Consider the following 19,569-nt stretch of genomic DNA (forward strand, 5'->3'; position numbering starts at 1 on the left):
GATGACGCGCAGGGGCCGCCCACACCGTGGGCGGCCCCTTCCGCGTGTCCGGGACCCGGCGCCGCGCCCCGCGGACGGAACAGGCCGGCGGCCCCCCACCGCACGTCCGGGAGCGGGCGAGGCGGAACCAAGCGGATTCCCAGCGGGTTCTGAGCGGTCGGTGCGAGCATTCTCGACGGTGTCCGTCATGTGCGGGCACACCGACCCAGGACGGGGAAACCCCATGTTCAACAGGTTCCGGCCGGCCGCGCTGATCGCCGCGGCCGTCGCCATGACGACCATCGGACTCGCGTCCCCCGCGGCGGCCGACGACCCGGTGGTGGCCTACAACGGCGTCTGCGGAAGCGGCTACGGCGTCGTCAACTTCGAGAACGTCGGTACCAAGGGCACCGTATACGTCACCTACAACAACGCCAACGGCAACAACTGCGCCGTCACCGTCCGAGCGGGAGGCGGTGACCGCGTCTGGATCGCGGTCGGCATCAAGCGGACGAACGACGCGCCCTCCGAGGCCGTGCAGGAGGAGGACCTCTTCTACTCGTACGCGGGGCCGGTCTACCTCCACGCGGCCGGGCAGTGCATCGACTGGTTCGGCTCCATCGACGGGACCAACGCCAACCGGAACGAGACCAACTGCGGCTGACCGCCGCACCGGCAGGAGGACCATGCACACGTTCCTGAAGAGGGCCGCCGTCCTGGCGTCCGCCGTCGGCGTCTGCGTCGCCGGCCTGGCCGCGCCCGCGTCCGCCGCGGTCTACGGCGGCCAGTGCGGCAGCGGCTACGGGGTGGTCAACTCGATCGGCTTTCCCAACGACCGGGGCACCACGTTCCTCACCTACAACAACTCCAACGGCAACAACTGTGTCGTGACCATCCGGACCGTCCCGGGCGCCGCCGCACCGATGGACGCGTTCATCCGGATCACGGGCACCTCCGGCTGGGAGGACGACCCGGGGAACTACACCACCTACGCCGGGCCCGTGTACCTGAGCGCGGCGGGCCGGTGCGTGGACTGGGGCGGCACCATCGGCACGGCCACGCTCACCGAGGACGAGACCAACTGCGGCTGATCCGCGGGCGACGACAGGAAAGGGAACTCATGAGGATCGGCAGGAAGGCCGCGTCCATCGCCCTGGCCCTGGGCCTGGGGGCGGGCGGAGTGCTCGGCACCGCCGCCCCCGCCGCGGCGGCCACCTACGGGGGCGAGTGCGGCAGCGGCTACGGGGTGGTCAACTCCGCCCCCATCGGGAGCCTGGGCACGGTGTTCCTCACCTACAACAACTCCAACGGCAACAACTGTGCGGTGGCCAAGCGCAACAGCGCCGGCTCCGCCGTGCTCATCGAGGTGGGGCTGAGCATCTACCCCGAGGGCAACCACTGGGACGCGTACGAAGGCGACTACTTCACCAGCTACGCCGGGCCCGTGTACCTGAACGCGGCGGGCCGGTGCGTCTCCTGGATGGGCCGGATCAGCGGCACCGAGGGCGGAGACCGCGGGACCAACTGCGGCTGACACCCGGCGAGGGGCGGTTCCGGGATCCCGGTGCCGCCCCTCGCGGCTGTGCGCAGACCACCGGACCGGGAAAGGGCACGCCCGAAATCCGACACCAGCGGTTCCGGGTCCCCGCCGTTCTCCGGTACCCGATATCGGTGGACTCTCCGAACCGGATTGTTCTACGCTCCGCCTGTCGCCCTATGAAGGATTCTTTAGCGGACAGGGGACCGCAGGATGGAAACCGACACGACACGGGTGCGATACCGGTTGCTCGGTTCCGTCGACGCCCACCACGGGAACGTGCGCGTCGGCCTCGGGGGGTCCAAGCGCCGCACCGTGCTGGCCGCGCTCCTGCTCCGGCAGAACACCTCCGTGCCGGACGACCTCCTCGTCGACCTGCTGTGGGGGGAGGACCCGCCCGCCAACGCGCGGTCCCGGCTCCAGGGGCACGTGCACGAGCTGCGCAAGCGGTTGGGCGCCGGCACCATCGTCCGCTGCGGGCACGGCTACCGTGCCGCGGTGCCCGACGGGGCGACCGACGTACGGGCCTTCGCCGCGCTGCGCCGCCGGGCCCGCGCCGAACACGACCGGGGCGAACCCGACGCGGTCGTCCGGACGCTGCGCACCGCCCTGGCCCTGTGGACCGGGCCCGCCCTCAACGGCGTCGAACCCGCCCTCGCCGACCGGGCCCGCCCCGAGCTGGAGGAGGCCCGCCTGGGCGCCCTGGAGGAGCTGCACGACGCGGAGCTGCGGTGCGGCCGGTTCGGGGCCGTCCTCCCCGAGCTGCGCACCCTGTGCGCCGCGCACCCCACCCGGGAGCGCTTCACCGGGCTGCTGATGTCGGCGCTGCACGGCACCGGCCGCACCGGCGAGGCGCTGGAGGCGTACGAGGCGCTGCGGACCCTGCTGCGCGAGCGCATGGGCATCGAACCCGGGGAATGCCTGCGCCGCCTGCATCTGGAGCTGCTCACCACCGACCGCGCGCCCGTGCCCGCGGACTCCGGGCGGCCCGCCCCCCGGCCCGCGGTGCGCCCCGCCGAACTGCCCCACGGCCTGCGGGAACTCGTGGGCCGCGAGCGGGAGGTGCGCACGTTGGACGGGCTGCTGGACCGCTCCCCCGACGCGCTCCTGCTGATCACCGGGGTCTCCGGGGTCGGCAAGACCGCCCTGGCCCTGCACTGGGCGCACACGGTGCGCGACCGCTTCCCCGACGGCCAGCTCTACATGGACCTGGGCGGGTCCGAACGCCCGGTGGACCCCCGGGAGGCACTCCGCCAGATGCTGCGCAGCCTGGGGGTGGACCCCCGGCGACCGCCCGCGGGCGCGACGGACCCGGCCAAGCTGTTCCGGTCGATCACCGCCGACCTGAGGCTGCTGTTCGTGTTCGACGACGCCGCCTGCGCCGAGCAGGTGACCCCGCTGCTGCCCGGCGGCCGGGGCAGCGCCGTGGTGGTCACCAGCCGCAGCGGGCTGGTGCCGATGGTGGCGCTGCGGGGCGCCCGCCGGCTGGCGCTGGACGTGCTGTCGGAGGAGTCGTCGCTGGAACTGCTGCTCCGTGTGGCCGGTCCGCGCGCGCTGGCATCGGTGTCGGGACCCGACCTGGCCGACGGCTGCGGGCGGCTGCCGCTGGCGCTGTGCCTGACCGCCGCCCGCCTGGGGGCGGGGGGTCGGACCGCGGAGGCGGGCACGCCGGGAACCAGGTAGGCCACGGGCGGGACGGCGCCGACCGCGCCACGCCGGACGCCTCGGCCCCGGGGGCGCGCCATGGCCGTGGCGGCGAGGCCGCCGCGGGGCCGCGGGGGTTCCGGCCGTGCGCGCGCCTGCGGGAACCCGACCCGCCGCGGGGGCGGTGGAAGCCGCGGGGCGCTCCGCTCCCGGGGGGCGAGCCCGCCTGACATGGGCGCCACGGGGAGCGCCGGGCGGGAGCGGAGCGGTGTCGGCCCCCCGGCCGCCGTGACCGGCGGGGCCCCGGGCCGTCAGCGGTCGGCGGCGGCGAGCAGGCGCTCCTCCAGGCCGTCGGGCAGGCCGACGGCGGGGCGGCCGGGGCGCAGGGGGGCGGTGCCGCCGATGGACACCAGCCACTCCCAGGTGTCGGCAACGGTCTCGGCGACCGGGCGGCAGCGCAGCCCGGCGGCCACCGCGCGGGACACGTCGTTGCCGTGCAGGGACGCGTGCAGCTCGCCCGGCGGGATCCACACCGGCAGCTGCGACCACGGCTCCGCGCCGACCGACGCCACCTGCTCGGGGGTGAGCCACACGGGCTCGGCACCGGAGCCGGTGGCGGCGGTGCAGGCCCCGACCAGCGCGCCGAAGGTGGCGTGCCCGGGCGGGCTCACCAGGTTGAACGGCCCGGACAGCCCGGCCGCGACGGCGTCCAGGGTCCAGGCGGCCAGGTCGCGGGCGTCCACGTACTGGATCGGCAGGTCGGCCGGTCCGGGGGCGGGGAAGCGTCCGCCGCGGGCGATCCGGCCCAGCCACCAGGGCAGGCGGCCGATGTTCTCGTAGGGACCGAGGATGAGCCCGGCCCGCACGGACAGGAACCGGTCGCCGAAGACCGCCTCACCGGCCAGCTCGCCGCCGCGCTTGTCGGCCGCGTAGTCGGTGCCCCCGGACCCGGGATCGGCGTCCACCGTCGGCCAGTCCTCGTCCGAGCCCGGTGCCGAGGGGAAGGCGTACACCGAACAGCTGGAGACGTAGGCGTAGCGGCCGACCCGGTCCGCCAGCAGGCGGGCGGCCTCCCCCACCGCCCGGGGCGCCGCCGACCACGTGTCGACGACGGCGTCCCACCCGCCCTCCGCCAGCGCCTCCAGGCCGCCCGGGGCCAGCCGGTCGCCGTGCAGCACGGCCGCCCCCGCCGGCGCGTCCCGCGTCCCGCGGTGGAACACCGTGACGTCCCACCCGCGCTCCAGCGCGTCCTCCACGACGGTCCGTCCGACGAACTCCGTCCCGCCCAACACCAGAAGTCTCATGCCCAGCAGTCTGGCCCGGCACGGCCGCGGTGCGCCAGGGGCTACTGCCACCGGCAGAATCCGCTCACGCCGGGGGTGCGGTCGCCACCGGGTCCGCGGCGTCGTCATGGAGCTCGGCGAGTCCCTGGTCGAACGCGGCCGACCGTCCGCAGTCGGCCCGGGCGAGCCGGGCCGGATAGGAGTCGGTCACCTGCCGGTGGCCGATGACCCCGTGGAAGTCGGCGGCCGGGTGAGACACCTCGTCCGGCCGGAACTCATGGCGGGAATCCGCTTCCAGGGCCGCGATCACGCGGAGGACCGTGTCGGCGCTCTCACCCCGGCGGATCATCATCCGGGCAAGGCCGCCCTGCGTGATCGGACAGGTCGCGAACCCGTCCCGCATCTCGGCGAATCCTGTCCCGGCCGCATCAAGATGCGCAGGTGCGGCCGGGGTCAGGGGGCGGCGCGGGCGGCGCGGTCCAGGAGCAGGGCGCGCTCGCGCCCGTTGCGGGTCAGGGCCGCGGCGCGGCGGAACTCCGCCGCGGCCTCCTCGCCCCGCCCCAGGCGCTCCAGCAGGTCGCCGCGGACCGAGGGCAGCGGGTGGTAGCCGTCCAGGGCCCCGTTCAGGGAGTCGACGATCTCCAGGGCGGCCGCCGGCCCGTCGGCCATCGACACCGCCACCGCGCGGTTGAGCTCCACCACCGGGGAGCCCGTCTCCCGGACCAGCGCCAGGTAGAGGGCGGCGATGACGGTCCAGTCGGTGTCCGCGGCGGTCGGCGCCCGGGCGTGCTCGGCCGCGATCGCCGCCTGGAGGGCGTAGGGCCCGCGCGGCAGCGACGGGTCGGGCGGCAGGGACCGCAGCAGCGACGCCATGCCCCGGGTGATGAGCATCCGGTCCCAGCGGGAGCGGTCCTGCTCGGCGAGCGGCACCGCGGACCCGTCCGGGGCCACCCGGGCGCGGAACCGGGAGGCGTGCAGCTCCATGAGCGCGAGCAGCCCGTGCACCTCGCGCTCCCCGGGGAGCAGCCCGGCGAGCACCCGGCCCAGCCGCACGGCCTCCTCGCACAGCTCGGGCCGGATGAGGTCGTCGCCCGAGGTCGCCGTGTAGCCCTCGTTGAAGACCAGGTAGACGACCTCCAGCACGGAGGCCACCCGGGCGTCGCGGTCCTCCCCCGCCGGCACCTCGAACGGCACCCTGCGCTCGGCCAGGGTGCGCTTGGCGCGGACGATGCGCTGGGCGACGGTGGACTCGGGCACCAGGAACGCGCGGGCGATCTCGTCGGTGGCCAGCCCGCCCAGCATCCGCAGGGTCAGGGCCACCCGGGCCTGGGTGGACAGCACCGGGTGGCAGCACACGAACATGAGTCGGAGCAGGTCGTCGCCGTAGTCCTCCTCCAGGACGGCGTCGAACCCGTCCCGCCCGTCGTCCTCGGCGATGCGGCGGCCGAGTTCGGCCATGCGGTCCTGGAAGCGCTCGTCGCGCCGCCAGCGGTCGACGACGCGGCGTTTGGCGACGGTGGTCAGCCAGGCGCCGGGGCTGTCGGGCACCCCCTCCGCCGGCCACTTCTCCAGGGCGCTGACCAGCGCGTCCTGGGCGAACTCCTCGGCGAGGCCGACGTCGCCGACCATGCGGGTGAGCGCGGCGACGAGGCGGGCCGATTCGATGCGCCAGACCGCCTCCACCGCGCGCCGGGTATCGGTGTGGCTCACGGGCCTTATGAGAGCACCGTGAGCCGCGTCACCGCAACCCGGCCAGGGTCAGCCCCGGCCGCCCTCGTGGGCGTTCCCCCCGCGCAGCTCGCGCTCGCGCTCCTTGAGCTCGGCGGGCATCTCGTCGCCGAAGTCGTCGGTGCCCATGATCCGGCGCAGGACCAGGCTCATCTCGGACGTGTCGCCCGCCGGCGGGTGGGGGACCCGCCTGGCCCACTCCACGGCCTCCTCCCGCGAGGACACCTCGATGATCCAGTACCCGGCGATGAACTCCTTGGCCTCGGCGAAGGGGCCGTCGGTCACCCGGCTCACACCGTTGGAGAAGGTCACCCGGACGGCCTCGGCGGAGGGCGCCAGGCCGTCCCCGGCCAGCAGCACGCCGGCCTTGACCAGCTCCTCGTTGTAGGCGGCCATGGCCTCGAAGATCTCCGGGGTCATCTCGGTGTCCGCCTCGGCCTGCGGGTCGGACATGATCGACATCATGTAGCGCATGGTGTTCACCCTCCGTGCGGTGTGGGGGTCCTTCCCCCCGCTCTCATGACTTCGTCGAACGGGGGCGCCCCGGATCGACACCGCGCCGGGGATTCTTTCCGGAAATTCTCCGGACCGGCCCCGGAAACCCCGTCCGGGGCCCGGGGAGTCCGCGATAGGCGGATGATAGGGCCGCGATGACGCCCGGTCGCAGGGTGGTGGAAGATGCCGGCCCCCATCACACCCGAGGAGGGTGACCATGCCCCGCAACACGGAGAGAACAACGGTCGAGCGCGCTCCGCTCCCGGGCGCGCAGATCGGGGTGGACCACGTCCGCCTCGCCTACCACTACCTGGACGCGGGCGACTCCGACGGGTACGCCTCCCTGGTGGACGAGAACGCCGTCCTCACCCACCCCTCAGGCGGGACCGCCCGCGGACCGGACGAGGTGGCCGCCCTGGTCTTCGCCTGTCTGGACGGGCAGGGCCCGCACCGGCCGGAGCGCATCGTCGCCCGGGAGTCGACGGTCGTGGTGACGGGCCGGGCCGAGGGGGCGGCGTCCGGCCGGCGCGGGTTCGTCGACGTCTTCACCCTCGGCGTGTACGGGCTGCTGCTCACGTGGCGCAGGTTCCACGCCGACGGGTGAGCGGCGGGACAGGGGGTGCGCCCCCTCCCCGCCGCGCGTCGGCCGTCATCCGGCGGGCACCCCCTGCACGAGGGCCGCGGCCTCGTCGGCGCGGCGCGTCAGGCGCCGCAGGCCGGGGGCCGCGAAGAGCAGCGCGAGCAGGATCACCGCGCCCGCCGCGACCGGCACGAAGAACAGCTCGACCCGGCCCAGCAGGCCGCCGAGCACGGCGCCCACCGGGGCGAGTCCGAACCCGAGCACCTGGACGCAGGACAGCACCCGGCCCAGGTGGGTGGCCGGGACGATCGTCTGGACGCAGCCGATCATCACGATGTTGGAGACGGACATGGCCGCCCCCAGGACGGACCAGGCCAGCGCGGCCAGGTAGGCGTTGGGGGCCAGTCCGAAGGCCGCACAGGCCAGCCCCATCGCCGCGAAGCCCCACGCCACGCTCCCGAACCGCCCCAGCAGGGAGGAGACCCGGGCCGCGAGGAGGGCGCCGGCCAGCGCGCCGACCGCGGAGGAGGCGAGGAACACCCCGTACAGCGCCTCGGGCACCCCGAAGTGCTCCCGCACGATGAGGACCAGGACGCCGGCCTGCGCCATGAACGCGGCGTTCGCGGCGATGTTGAGCAGGACCGGGGAGCGCATGGCGCGGTCGCCGAACACCAGCGCCAGCCCGGCGCGCAGCTCGGCGAGCACGGAGGGACGGGCCGGGGCGTCGTCCTGCGGCGCGGGGGGCGCCGTGCGGCGCACCGCCAGCGGCAGGCCGAGCAGGACGAGCGCGCCCAGCAGGTAGGCCCCGGCGTTCACCGCCAGCGGCAGGAAGGCCGCGACCGCGAACAGCAGGCCGGCCAGCGGCGCGCCGGCGAAGTCCTCCAGGACCGTCTTGCCCCCCACGATCCGCCCGTTGGCGCGGTCCAGCCCCTCGACGGGGACCAGGCGGGGCAGGATCGCCCGGCCCGCCAGGTCGTAGAAGACCTCGCAGGTCATCACCGTGAACATCACCGCGTACAGGACCGGGATCGAGGCGTGCCCGGTGGCGACGAGGGCGGCCAGGGCCACCAGGGCGGTGGCGCGGACCAGGTTGGCGCCGACCAGGAGGACGCCGCGGTCGAGCCGGTCCACCAGGACCCCCGCGACCAGGCCGAAGAGCAGCCAGGGCAGGAACCGGGCCACGATCAGCCCGGACACCAGCAGGGGGTCGTTGGTGAGCACGGCCGCGACCAGGGGCAGGGCCGTGAACATGATGCCGTCGGCGAGGTTGCTGGCCAGGCTCCCGGCCAGGAAGCGGGGGAAGTGGCCGCCGGGCCTGCCGGAGGCGCTCATCGGTCCCCTCCCCCCGGCCGCAGCACGAGGCCGTCCTCGTCCCCGACGATCTCCGTGCCCGGGACGATCACGGCGCCGCCGAACGCGACGGGGACGTCCACCTCGCCCCGGCCGGCGCGCTCGGCCCGGCGGGGGCTGGTGGTGAGCGCCAGGACGCACAGGTCCACGAGCCGCAGTTCGGCGACGTCGCGGACGGCTCCGTTGACCACGATGCCCGACCAGCCGTTCGCGGCCGCGTTGCGGGCCACCTCGCCGCCGACCAGCGCCGCCCGGGGGGAGCCGCCGCCGTCGACGACCAGGACGCGGCCGTGGCCGGGCTCGGCGGCCAGGGAGCGGACCAGGGCGTTGTCCTCGTGGCAGAGGACGGTGCGCACCGCGCCGTGCAGGAACGTCCTCCCTCCGTAGTGGCGCAGGGGCGCGTGCACGCTGACCGCGGTGGAGTCGGTGTCCATCAGGTCGGCGGTGGCGGGGACGGGGGCGGCGGTTCGCATCTCCCGGCTCTCCTTCTCTGTGTCGGGGGCTGTGTGTGTGGGGGGGGTGGTTCGGACCGGGGCTCCGGGTCGGAGGCCGGGGCGGAGGGTTCCGGTTCAGGGGGCTGTGCACGTGTGGGGGGCGGGGCCGGGCCCCCGGGGCCGGGGCTCCGGGTGGGGAGCCCCGGCCCCGGGCTCCGTGCCCGCCGGGGTCCTGCGGGGTGCCACGGGGTCCTGCGGGGTCAGGCGCTGAGCACGGCGGCGGCCGGGCTGGGGCGGCGGCCCCAGGAGGCGACCGACCAGTGGGGGTGCAGCCCGTGCGGGGGCTCCACCGGCCGGGGGGCGGCGGGCAGCTCGGGTGCCCACATGCCCTGCGCCTCCAGCCAGGGGCGCGAGTAGACGGTGTCGCGGTAGCGGAACCCGTCGTCGGGGAAGACGACCACGGTGGTGCCGTGCGGGTCGCGCTCGGCGTGCCAGCGCGCGGCGAGGTGGGCCGCGCCGCTGGTGGGTCCGGCGAAGACGCCGTGCTCGGAGAACAGGCGGCGGGTGGCGTCGAAGGCCGCGGCGGCGCTCACCCAGTGGACGGTGTCGTAGGCCTCGTGGGCCACGTTGCCGGGCAGGATGCTGCTGCCCAGGCCGCGCAGGGGGCGGGGCCCGTTCTCCAGGCCGAAGATGACGCTTCCCGGCGTGTCCACGGCCACCAGTTCGACCTCCCCGCCGAACAGGCGCAGCGCGCTGGCGATCCCGCCGGTCGACCCTCCCGAGCCGACCGGTCCGACGACGCGGTCGACCCGGCCCAGGGCCCCGGCCAGGAGTTCGGCCACGGGGAGGTAGGCGGCGGGGTTGCCCGGGTTGTCGTACTGGCCGGGCACGAACGACTCGGGGCTCTCCCGGCGCAGCTGCTCCAGCCGGGCCAGGCGGGCGCCCTGGATGCCGCCGGGCGCGTCGAAGTCGTCGACGATCTCCACCCGGGTGCCCAGCATCTCCAGGCGGGTGCGCAGGTCGGTGTCGATGGCGGGGTCCCCGACGATGGTCAGCGGGTGGCCCAGCCGCCGGCAGACCAGGGCCAGGCCGAGCGCGAACGTCCCGGAGGAGGTCTCCAGGACGGGCGCGCCGGGGGCGAGGGCGCCCCCCTGGCGGGCCCGCTCGATGATGTGCTTGGCGGGCAGCAGCTTCATCAGGTTGAACACGGCGGCGTAGAGCCCCTCGCCGACCCGTACGACGCGGGGCAGCGCCATGGCCTCCGTCATGTCGTCGAAGGCGGCGGGGGACGCGGGGGATGCGGGGGGATGGGTCATGGCGTGTGTCGTCCTCACTCGTGCTCTCCGGCGGAGAACCGCCAGAAGTCCGTGACGCCCAGGTCCGCGAGGGCCCGCTGGGCCCGGTCCAGGCGCCGGTCGATGTCGGGGTCGCGGCCGTCGAAGACCAGGCCCGCGATGTCGCCGCTGTGGGCCACCTGGAGCCCGGCCGCCCCGCAGCGGGGCACCAGCGCCTCCAGGGCGTCGAAGCCGGGTACCGGCAGGTGGGGCTGGTTGATCCGGGCGCTCGCCGAGGCGACGCGGCCGAGGAGCCCGGGGTCGGCGGCGGCCACGGCCTCGCGGAGCATGAGCCGCAGCTCGGCGAACTCGGCGACCTCCCCGGGCCCGTAGACCGCGGGCCCCATGTCCAGGGTCTCCACGCCCGCGCCGTCCCGGCTGGTGCCGAAGCCCAGCACCCGCAGGGGCGGCAGCGCGCCGGGGAGCGTCTCGATGACCTTCCCCTCGCGCTGGGCGAAGAGCACCGCGTCGCCGTCGTACATCAGGGAGTCGGAGGCCTGTTCGGCCCGGACCGCGATGCGCGCGGTCCGCCCGCTGTCGACCCGCTGCCCGCAGGCGTCGTGGACCGCCAGGACCGAGGCGATGACGTCGCTGGTCGAGGAGCCGAAGCCGCGGGACAGGGGCACCTGGGAGACGACGTACAGCCGTCCCCCGATGTGGGACCTGCCCAGCGCGGACAGGGTGGCCGAGGCGGCCCGGAAGGCCTTGGCCTTGCCCGGCGGCTCGACGGTGAGCACCGGGATCGCCGAGGGCTCGAAGACGGCGTAGGCGTGGTACAGGTCGCAGGGCATCGTCGTGAGGCCGCGGACCAGGCGGCCCTCGTGCTCGAACACCCCCTGGAGGATCTCCCCGTGGTGGACACGGGACGACCCGAACCCGAGGGTGGCCGCGCCTCCGGTGTCCGTGAGGAGCGGTGCGCCCTGGGGGGCGCCGCCGGCTTCCGCCATCTGCATCTGACTGCCCGTCTCTTCCAGAGGCCCGGTGGGCGGGTCCTCGCGGATGTGAACGGAACCGAGCCTAGGCAGCGCGGGCACCGCCGCCCGGTGGTCGGCACCGGCGTCCCACCGGCGGTCCCGGGGGCGGTCCACCGGCAGCGTTCCGGCAGTCGCGGCGGCGGTCTCCGGGCCGGCCGTGCCCGCGGGTGGGCGCGGACCCCGGCGCCCGGGCGCGGGTCGTGAGGGCCGTCCCGGAGCCGCGCGCACGGGAGGGGCCGGGGCCGCCGGTGGGCGGTTCCGAGGGCCCTGGGCCGCGCGCATCGGGGTCGGGCGACCGGCCGCACGGCAGGGCCGGGCAGCCGTCCGGGAACCCGGGTACCGCCCCGCACATGCAAGAGGGCCGGGCGACCGCCCGGAGCCGCGCGCACGGCAGGGCCCGGCGGCGCCGGCCGGGGCGGCGCATCACCGAGTGGTGTGGCTCTCGCTGCCCTGGCGGGTGCGCGTCGGCGGTATCCCCAGGGTCGGCATAACGCCGCATGCGACGGCTCGTCCATCCCGGTCGGCGCCTCGCCGGTGCGCGGTGGTCGCCCGGCGCCGGGCGACCACCGCGAGGAGACGGGCGCGGGGCCGTACCGCGCCAGGGGACACGGCCCCGTCCGGGAACCGCCCCGCACACGCGCGGGAACCCCGGCCGGGAGGATCTTCTCCGGTGCCGGGGTTCCCGTGGGGCGCCGCCGCTCGTGGCGGGTGCGTCGTGCGTCGGACCCGTTCGTGTCGGGTCCTGCCCCGGGCCGGCTCGTGGCCGGGCCGGGGCGGTGTTCAGCGGCCGGGTGTCAGCGCACCAGGCTGAGCGGGCGGATGTCGGTCCAGTTCCGCTCGACGTACTCCAGGCAGGCCTGCCGGGAGTCCTCCTCCTTGGCCACCGTCCAGCCCGCCGGAACGGCGGCGAAGACGGGCCACAGGGAGTGCTGTCCCTCGGCGTTGACCAGGACCTGGAAACGGGCGCCGTCGTCTTCGAAGGGGTTGGTCATCGTTCGCTCCTCATCGCGCCTCGTGCGGCGTCTCGTGTCGTGTCGAACTTCTCTGCCAGGACCCGGCCGATCAGCGCGATCGGCCCGGGCTCGGTCATCTGGGCGTGGGTCGCCTCGATCCGGTGTACGTCGATGTCACCTCCCACGTGCGCGCTCCACGCACCCGGTTCGGGCGCTCCCTCGGGACGTCCGAGCGTCGCCTGGAAAAAGGTGACGTCACCTTCGTGGCGGCGCGGGACGAAGCGTTGTGCGATGTCCACGTGGCCGACGGCCGCGGTCACCAGGGCGGCGACCTCCTCCTCGGCGAACCCGGCCATGACCGGGTCGGCGGCGCGCAGCTCGCGGACGGCCGCGGCGGGGTCGAACGGCCGGCCGGTCCCCGGCGCGCCGGGGTCGGGCACCCGGCCGAGCAGCATCGCCATGAACTGGTCGTGGTCGGGCGCGGTGACCGGTCCCAGCGCCTGGGCGGGGTAGGAGTCGACCAGGGCCAGGAACTCGACCTCCTCACCGTCCTCCTGGAGCAGGCTCGCCACGGCGTGCGCGACCATGCCGCCGAAGGAGTAGCCCAGGAGCCGGTAGGGCCCGCGGGGCCGCACCGACCTGATCCGCTCCAGGTAGTCGGCGGCCAGCGCCTCGACGTCGGCGGCGGGCTCGGCGCCGGTCAGGACGGGGCTCTGCATCCCGTGGACGGGCTGGCCGGGCCCCAGCAGGCGGGGCAGTCCGGAGAAGGACCACGCCATGCCGCTGGCCGGGTGAATGCAGAACAGGGGCGGCGCGTCCCCGTCCGGCTGGATCGGCAGCAGCGGGTCCCAGGCCCCGACCCGGCTCTCCCCGCCGAGCAGGCCCGCCACGGTCGGCGCCCGGAACAGGTCCTTGACCTGCAACTCCATCCCGGTGGCGTCGTTGATCCGCCCGATCAGGCGGGTGGCGAGCAGCGAGTGGCCGCCCAGGTCGAAGAAGGAGTCGTCGACCCCGACCCGCTCCAGTCCCAGCACCTCGGCGAAGACGCGGCACACGAGCTCCTCGCGCGGGGTGACCGCGTCCCGGCTCCGGGCCAGCGCCCCGTAGTCGGGGGCCGGCAGGGCCCGGCGGTCCAGCTTGCCGTTGCCGGTCAGGGGCAGGTCGTCCATGGTGACGAACAGGGAGGGGATCATGTAGTCGGGCAGGGACTCCGCCATGGACTCGCGCAGGGCGGCCGGGTCGGGCGCGTGCCCGGGTTCGGGGACGACGTAGGCGACCAGGCGCTTGTCGCCGGGGCGGTCCTCGCGGACGACGACCGCGCACCGGCCGATGCCGGGCCTGGCGGCCAGGGCCGCCTCGACCTCGACGGGCTCGATGCGAAAGCCCCGGATCTTCAGCTGGCCGTCGACCCGGCCGAGGAAGCGGACCTCCTTGTGGGGGGTCCACCTCACCAGGTCGCCGGTGCGGTACATCCGGCTCCCCTCGGCTCCGTAGGGGTCGGCGACGAACCTCTCGGAGGTCAGGTCCGAGCGGCCCGCGTATCCCCGGGCGACGTGGGATCCGCCCACGTACAGCTCCCCGGTGGCGCCCGGGGGGACCGGCCGCAGCCGGTCGTCCAGGACGTACATGGCGGTGTCGTCCATGGGGTCGCCCAGGGTCAGGTCGCCCAGGGTGCGGGCGCCTCCCCGGTCCCCCGGGACGACGGGGAAGGTCTGGTAGCTGGACCAGACGGTCGTCTCGGTCGGTCCGTAGCCGTGGACGACCGCGGTGCCGGGGCAGTGGCGCAGCACCCGGTCCACCGCGGCCGGGGAGGCGACGTCACCGCTGGTCCACACCTCCTTGAGCAGGGCCAGCGCCTCGACGCACTCGTCGGCCATGACGTTGAACAGGCCGGTGGTGAAGTAGGCCGCCGTCACGCCGTGGTCGCGGATGGTGTCGGCCAGCACCCGGGCGTCGCCGTCGGTCCTGGGGGCCAGGACCAGGGTGCGGCCGCGCAGCAGCGGCACCCAGATCTCGTAGGTGGAGGCGTCGAACCCGTAGGCGGAGTGGACCATGACCCGGTCGTGGCGGTCTCCGTCCCAGCAGCGGTCGGCGGCGAGGTGGACCACGTTGCGGTGGTCCACCGCCACCCCCTTGGGCCGGCCGGTGGAGCCGGACGTGAACATCACGTACAGCAGGGCCAGGTCCCCGACCCCTCCGCGGGGGCGGACGTGGTCGGGCGGGTCGGCGGGCAGGTCGTCGGCGACGACGACCGCGGTGCCGTGCGCCGCCTCCCCGGCGGCCACCTCCCCGGTGCTCCAGCCCGTGTCGGTGACCAGGACGGCGGCCCCGGTCTCGGCCATGATGGTCCGCACCCGGGCGGGCGGGAACGACCCGGCCAGGGGCACGTAGGCGGCGCCGCACTTGACCACGGCGAGGGTGGCGACCAGCTGGTGCACGGAGCGGTCCACCAGGACCGCGACGGCGGACTCCGGCAGGGCCCCGGCGGCGACCAGGTGTCGGGCCAGCCGGTCGGCCCGGCCGTCCAGCTCGGCGTAGGTGAGCCGTTCGTCGCCGGCGACCAGGGCGACCGCGTCGGGGGTCTCCCGGACGCGCTCCTCGAACAGCTCGTGGACCAGTGCCCCGGGCCGGTGCGGCGAGGCGGTGTCGTTGTAGGCGCGGATGTCCTCCCGTTCGTCGTCCGACAGCAGCGGGATGTCCCGGACACGGGCGTCGGGGTCGGCCGCCGCGGCGGCCAGCACCCGGCCGAGCCGCTCCACCAGGGCGGCGGCGGTCCCGGCGTCGAAGAGGTCGGTGGCGTACTCCAGCCCGCCTCCCAGGCCCGCGGGTTCTCCGCCGGGCCCGTACTCCTCCGCGAGGACGAAGGTGAGGTCGAACTTGGCCGTTCCGGTCGAGAACGGCACCTCGGAGGCGGTCAGCCCGGGTAGTGCCAGGTCGGCGCGGGCGTTGTTCTGGAGTGCCACCATGACCTGGAACAGGGGCTGGTGCGCGGTCGATCGGACCGGGTTCAGCACCTCCACCAGGCGGTCGAAGGGCAGGTCCTGGTGCGCGAACGCGGCCAGGTCGGCCTCCCGGACCCGCGCCAGCAGCTCGGCGAAGGTCGGGTCCCCGGAGGTGTCGGTGCGCAGGACGAGGGTGTTGACGAAGAAGCCGACCAGGTCGTCCAGCGCCTCGTCGCCGCGGCCGGCCACCGGGGTGCCCAGCGGGACGTCGTCTCCGGCGCCCATCCGGTCCAGGAGGGCGGCCAGCGCCGCCTGCACCACCATGAACAGGGTGACGTGGTGGCGCCGGGCCAGTGCCAGCAGGTCGCGGTGCAGGCCGGCGGGCAGCTCCACCGGGGCGATGCCGCCGCGGTGCGAGGCCCGGGCCGGGCGCGCCCGGTCCACGGGGAGTTCGACCACGTCCGGTATCCCGGCCAGGGAGGTGCGCCAGTGGTCGGCCTGGGCCGCCGCCGGGCCCTGCTCGTCCTCCAGGAGGTCGCGCTGCCAGAGCGCGTAGTCGGCGTACTGGACGGCCAGGGGGCTCCACCGCGGCGCCCCGCCGCCCAGCCGGGCGGCGTAGGCCTCGGAGAGGTCGCGCAGCAGCGGTGCCATCGACCAGCCGTCGCCGGCGATGTGGTGCAGGACCAGGACCAGCACGTGCTCGTCCGGCCCCAGCCTCAGCAGGGTCGTGTGCAGCGGGGGCTCCGACTCCAGGTCGAAGGTGCGGGTGACGACGCGGTCCAGGGCACCGGGGAACCCCTCCGGGTCCACCGCGGCCGTCTCCAGGACCGCCGCGGACTCCCGGGCGGGGAGGATCCGCTGATACGGTTCGCCGTCGACCTGCTCGAAGACGGTGCGCAGGGACTCGTGGCGCTCCACCACGTCGTCCAGCGCGGCCCGGAGCGCGTCCGGGTCCAGGTCCCCCTCCAGGCGCAGGGCCACCGGGATGTTGTAGGTGGCGCCGGGGCCCTCCAGGCGGTCCAGGAACCACAGTCTGCGCTGCGCGTAGGACAGCGGGACGCGCTCCGGCCGCTCCGCGACCGCCGCGAGCGGGCGGACCACGGCGGCGTTCGTGCCCTCGGCCGCGGCGAGCAGGGCCGCCGCCTCGGCGACGGTGGGGGCGCGGAACAGGTCCTTGAGGGTGAACTCCGCCCCCAGCGCGGTGCGGACGCGCGCCGTGAGCCGGGCGGCGAGCAGGGAGTGCCCGCCCAGGTCGAAGAACGAGTCGTCGATGGTGACCGACTCCAGCCCGAGCACCTGAGCGAACAGGCCGCACAGGATCTCCTCGCGGGCGTCGCGCGGGGCGCGCCCCGCCGACAGCGCGCCGAAGTCCGGCTCCGGCAGCGCCCGCCGGTCCACCTTCGCGTTGGCGTTCAGCGGCAGCGCCTCCAGCACCACCACCGCCGCGGGCACCATGTAGTCGGGCAGCACCGCCCCCAGGCGGGCGCGCAGCGCGAGGGGGTCGATCACCGCGCCCGCGGCCGGGACCGCGTAGGCGACCAGGCGGCGTTCCCCCGCGGGGTCCCGGTGGACGAGGACGACGGCCTGGGCGACCTCGTCCGCGGCCGCCGTGACGGCCTCGATCTCGCCGAGCTCGATGCGAAAGCCCCGGACCTTGACCTGGTCGTCCACCCGGCCCTGGAACACGATCCGGCCCTGCCGGTCCCAGGAGACCAGGTCGCCGGTCCGGTACATCCGGTCCCCCGCGGCGCCGAACGGGTCGGGCAGGAACCGCTCCGCGGTCAGGTCGGGACGGCCCAGGTAGCCGCGCGCCACACCCCGGCCCGCGATGTACAGCTCGCCCGGCACCCCGACCGGCACCGGCCGCAGGCGCTCGTCCAGCACGTAGACGCGCGTGTTGTCCAGCGGGCGGCCGATGGGGACCCGGTCCTCCTCCGCGAGGTCGGCGGGCACCTCGAAGGCGGTCGCGAAGGTCGTCGTCTCGGTCGGCCCGTAGACGTGCGAGACCGCCGTGTCCGGGCAGGCCCGGACCACCCGCGCCACGGCGGCCGGCGACACGAACTCGCCGCCGGTCAGCACCGCCCGCACTCCGGCGAGGAGGGCGGGGTCCTCCTCGGAGATCAGGTTGAACAGCGCCGTCGTCAGGAACACGGCCGTGACCCGGTGGCGGTCCAGCACCCGCCGCACCGTCGCGACGTCGGTCTCGCCGGGGGCCACGACCACCCGGCCCCCGTTGAGCAGCGGGACCCACAGTTCATAGGTGGCCGCGTCGAAGGCGTGCGGCGAGCGGAAGAGCACCCGCTCGTGCGCGCCACCGCGCCAGCGGCGGTCCGCTGCCAGCGCCACCACGTCGCGGTGGCCCACCACCACGCCCTTGGGCCGGCCGGTGGACCCCGACGTGAACATCACGTAGGCGGAGTCCCGGGGCGCGGGGGCCGTGTCGGGGGCCGTCCGGTCCCCCGCGACGAGCTCGGCCGCCCACAGCACCGGCAGGTCCGCGCCCGCCGCCGTGACGGCCTCGACGGCGCCGGCCATGGCGGCGTCGGCGACCAGAACGCGCGCCCCGCAGTCGTCGAGGATGAGCGCCAGCCGCTCGGCCGGGTGCGAGGCGTGCAGCGGAGCGTAGAGCGCACCGGCGCGCAGCACGCCCAGGGTCACCGACACCAGGTCGACCGAGCGCTCCATCGCCAGGGCGACGGGGTCGCCGGGGCGCACCCCGGCGTCGGCGAGTGCGGCGGCGACCGCCGCCGAGGTGCGCTCCAGCTCCGCGTAGGTCAGCGATCCGGCCTCGCCCTCCACCGCGACGGCGTCGGGGGCCGCCGCGGCCTGTGCCAGGAACAGGTCCACGACCGACCCCTCCGGCAGCGGCGCCGCGGTGTCGTTCCACTCCACCAGGACCCGGTGCCGCTCCTGCTCCGAGAGGAGGTCGATGTCGCCGATGGGGGTCGAGGGGCGGTGCGCGACCGCCGTGAGCACCCGGCCGAGCCGCTCCACGAGGGCGGCGGCGGTCTCGGCGTCGAACAGGTCGGCGGCGTACTCCAGGGCGCCGCCCAGGCCCGCGGGCCCGCCGTCGGGGCCGTAGTCCTCGGTGAGGATGAAGGTGAGGTCGAACTTGGCGGTGCCGGTGGAGAAGGGCACCTCGGAGGCGGTGAGCCCCGGCAGGTCCAGGTCGGCGCGGGCGTTGTTCTGGAGCGCCACCATCACCTGGAACAGGGGCTGGTGGGCGGTGGAGCGGGTCGGGTTGAGCACCTCCACCAGGCGGTCGAAGGGCACGTCCTGGTGCTCCAGGTCCGCGAGCGTGCGCTCGCGGACGCGCTCCAGCAGCTCCGTGAAGGTCGGGTCGCCGGAGGTGTCGGTGCGCAGCACCAGCGTGTTCACGAAGAACCCGACCAGGTCCTCCAGCTCCTCGTCCCCCCGCCCGGCCACCGGGGTGCCCAGCGGGACGTCGGTGCCCGCGCCCATCCGGGTCAGCGTCGCCGCCAGCGCGGCCTGGAGGACCATGAACAGGGTGGCGTCGTGCTCCTGGGCGAGCGCCAGCAGGTCGCGGTGCAGGTCGGCCGGGAGGGAGATCGGCGCCATGCCGCCGCGGTGCGAGGGCCGCGCCGGGCGAGCCCGGTCGACCGGCAGCTCGATCACGTCGGGGAGGCCGGCGAGCACCCCGCTCCAGTGGGCGAGCTGTTCGGCCGCCAGGCTCTCGCCGTCCTCCTCGCCGTCGAGGAGGTCCTGCTGCCAGAGCGCGTAGTCGGCGTACTGGACCGCCAGCGGCTCCCAGCCCGGCGCCCCGCCGTCCAGCCGGGCCCGGTAGGCCTCGGACAGGTCGCGCAGCAGCGGCGCCATCGACCACCCGTCGCCGGCGATGTGGTGGACCACCAGTACGAGCACGTGCTCGTCCGGCCCCAGCCTCAGCAGGGTGGCGTGCAGCGGGATCTCCGACTCCAGGTCGAAGGCCTCCCGCGCCAGGCCGTCCACCCGGTCGGCGACGCCGTCACCGGCGACCTCCTCCACCCGCAGGACCGGGCGGGCCGACTCCGCCGGCAGGATCCGCTGGTACGGGTCGCCCTCGTCGGACGGGAAGACGGTGCGCAGCGACTCGTGGCGCTCCACGACATCGCCCAGGGCGGACTCCAGCGCGGCCGGGTCCAGGCCGCCCTCCAGACGCAGGGCCACCGGGATGTTGTAGGTGGCACCGGGACCCTCCAGGCGGTCCAGGAACCACAACCTCCGCTGTGCGTAAGAAAGGGGGATCATTTTCCGTTTCACCTGATATCCCGCCGCTTCGGCGTCCGTCCTTTTTCTCCGTCAAGAAGGACATTAGAGCCGGTCAAAGCGGACATAA

15 protein-coding genes are annotated in these 19,569 nt (G+C 75.3%); 5 read left to right on the forward strand and 10 right to left on the reverse strand.

Annotated elements, in window-relative coordinates; genetic code table 11:
- Positions 1-223 precede the first annotated feature (223 nt).
- The 4 genes from BUE45_RS18320 (at position 224) to BUE45_RS18335 (ending at position 3,199) form a co-directional block, all read left to right on the forward strand.
- Positions 224-643, forward strand: a complete 420-nt coding sequence (locus BUE45_RS18320) for a spore-associated protein A (RefSeq protein ID WP_073380576.1) — start codon at positions 224-226, stop codon at positions 641-643.
- Between the two features lie 22 nt (positions 644-665).
- Entirely contained in the window at positions 666-1,070 is a 405-nt protein-coding gene (locus BUE45_RS18325) for a spore-associated protein A (RefSeq protein WP_073380577.1), read from the forward strand.
- Positions 1,071-1,099: 29 nt separating this feature from the next.
- Complete coding sequence (locus BUE45_RS18330) at positions 1,100-1,513, forward strand: spore-associated protein A (protein WP_073380578.1); 414 nt, start codon at positions 1,100-1,102, stop codon at positions 1,511-1,513.
- A gap of 249 nt (positions 1,514-1,762) precedes the next feature.
- Entirely contained in the window at positions 1,763-3,199 is a 1,437-nt protein-coding gene (locus tag BUE45_RS18335) for an AfsR/SARP family transcriptional regulator (protein WP_084737465.1), read from the forward strand.
- 272 nt (positions 3,200-3,471) lie between these two features.
- Here the strand turns inward: BUE45_RS18335 and BUE45_RS18340 are convergent, their stop codons facing one another.
- From BUE45_RS18340 to BUE45_RS18355, 4 genes are all read right to left on the reverse strand, one after another.
- Complete coding sequence (locus tag BUE45_RS18340; protein WP_073380579.1) at positions 3,472-4,464, reverse strand: NAD-dependent epimerase/dehydratase family protein; 993 nt, start codon at positions 4,462-4,464, stop codon at positions 3,472-3,474.
- A 64-nt stretch (positions 4,465-4,528) separates the two neighbouring features.
- On the reverse strand, positions 4,529-4,846 hold the full coding sequence (locus BUE45_RS18345) for a PIN domain-containing protein (RefSeq protein ID WP_073380580.1): 318 nt from the start codon (positions 4,844-4,846) through the stop codon (positions 4,529-4,531).
- A 50-nt stretch (positions 4,847-4,896) separates the two neighbouring features.
- Positions 4,897-6,153 carry an RNA polymerase sigma factor gene (locus BUE45_RS18350; RefSeq protein ID WP_073380581.1) on the reverse strand — a complete coding sequence of 419 codons (1,257 nt, stop codon included), beginning with the start codon at positions 6,151-6,153 and terminating at the stop codon, positions 4,897-4,899.
- Positions 6,154-6,201: 48 nt separating this feature from the next.
- Positions 6,202-6,645, reverse strand: a complete 444-nt coding sequence (locus tag BUE45_RS18355; RefSeq protein WP_073380689.1) for a YciI family protein — start codon at positions 6,643-6,645, stop codon at positions 6,202-6,204.
- Positions 6,646-6,883: 238 nt separating this feature from the next.
- On the opposite strand from BUE45_RS18355, the gene BUE45_RS18360 reads away from it, so the two are divergent.
- On the forward strand, positions 6,884-7,270 hold the full coding sequence (locus BUE45_RS18360; RefSeq protein ID WP_073380582.1) for a nuclear transport factor 2 family protein: 387 nt from the start codon (positions 6,884-6,886) through the stop codon (positions 7,268-7,270).
- Positions 7,271-7,315: 45 nt separating this feature from the next.
- Here BUE45_RS18360 and BUE45_RS18365 read toward each other — a convergent pair whose 3' ends face one another.
- The 6 genes from BUE45_RS18365 to BUE45_RS18390 all read right to left on the reverse strand — a co-directional run bounded on the left by BUE45_RS18365 (position 7,316) and on the right by BUE45_RS18390 (position 19,481).
- Entirely contained in the window at positions 7,316-8,578 is a 1,263-nt protein-coding gene (locus BUE45_RS18365; RefSeq protein WP_073380583.1) for an MFS transporter, read from the reverse strand.
- Positions 8,575-9,069 carry a ribonuclease E activity regulator RraA gene (gene rraA, locus BUE45_RS18370; protein ID WP_073380584.1) on the reverse strand — a complete coding sequence of 165 codons (495 nt, stop codon included), beginning with the start codon at positions 9,067-9,069 and terminating at the stop codon, positions 8,575-8,577. Before rraA ends, BUE45_RS18365 begins: the two co-directional genes overlap by 4 nt.
- Positions 9,070-9,290: 221 nt before the next feature.
- Positions 9,291-10,346 carry a PLP-dependent cysteine synthase family protein gene (locus BUE45_RS18375; protein WP_143173403.1) on the reverse strand — a complete coding sequence of 352 codons (1,056 nt, stop codon included), beginning with the start codon at positions 10,344-10,346 and terminating at the stop codon, positions 9,291-9,293.
- A 14-nt stretch (positions 10,347-10,360) separates the two neighbouring features.
- Positions 10,361-11,317 carry a GHMP family kinase ATP-binding protein gene (locus BUE45_RS18380; protein ID WP_218619567.1) on the reverse strand — a complete coding sequence of 319 codons (957 nt, stop codon included), beginning with the start codon at positions 11,315-11,317 and terminating at the stop codon, positions 10,361-10,363.
- An 815-nt stretch (positions 11,318-12,132) separates the two neighbouring features.
- On the reverse strand, positions 12,133-12,330 hold the full coding sequence (locus BUE45_RS18385; protein ID WP_073380585.1) for an MbtH family protein: 198 nt from the start codon (positions 12,328-12,330) through the stop codon (positions 12,133-12,135).
- Positions 12,327-19,481, reverse strand: a complete 7,155-nt coding sequence (locus tag BUE45_RS18390) for an amino acid adenylation domain-containing protein (RefSeq protein ID WP_073380586.1) — start codon at positions 19,479-19,481, stop codon at positions 12,327-12,329. The genes BUE45_RS18385 and BUE45_RS18390 overlap by 4 nt, the downstream gene beginning before the upstream one ends.
- Between the last annotated feature and the right edge of the window lie 88 nt (positions 19,482-19,569).

The organism is Nocardiopsis flavescens, assembly GCF_900141985.1.
In the GTDB taxonomy this organism is placed as follows: Bacteria; Actinomycetota; Actinomycetes; order Streptosporangiales; family Streptosporangiaceae; genus Nocardiopsis; species Nocardiopsis flavescens.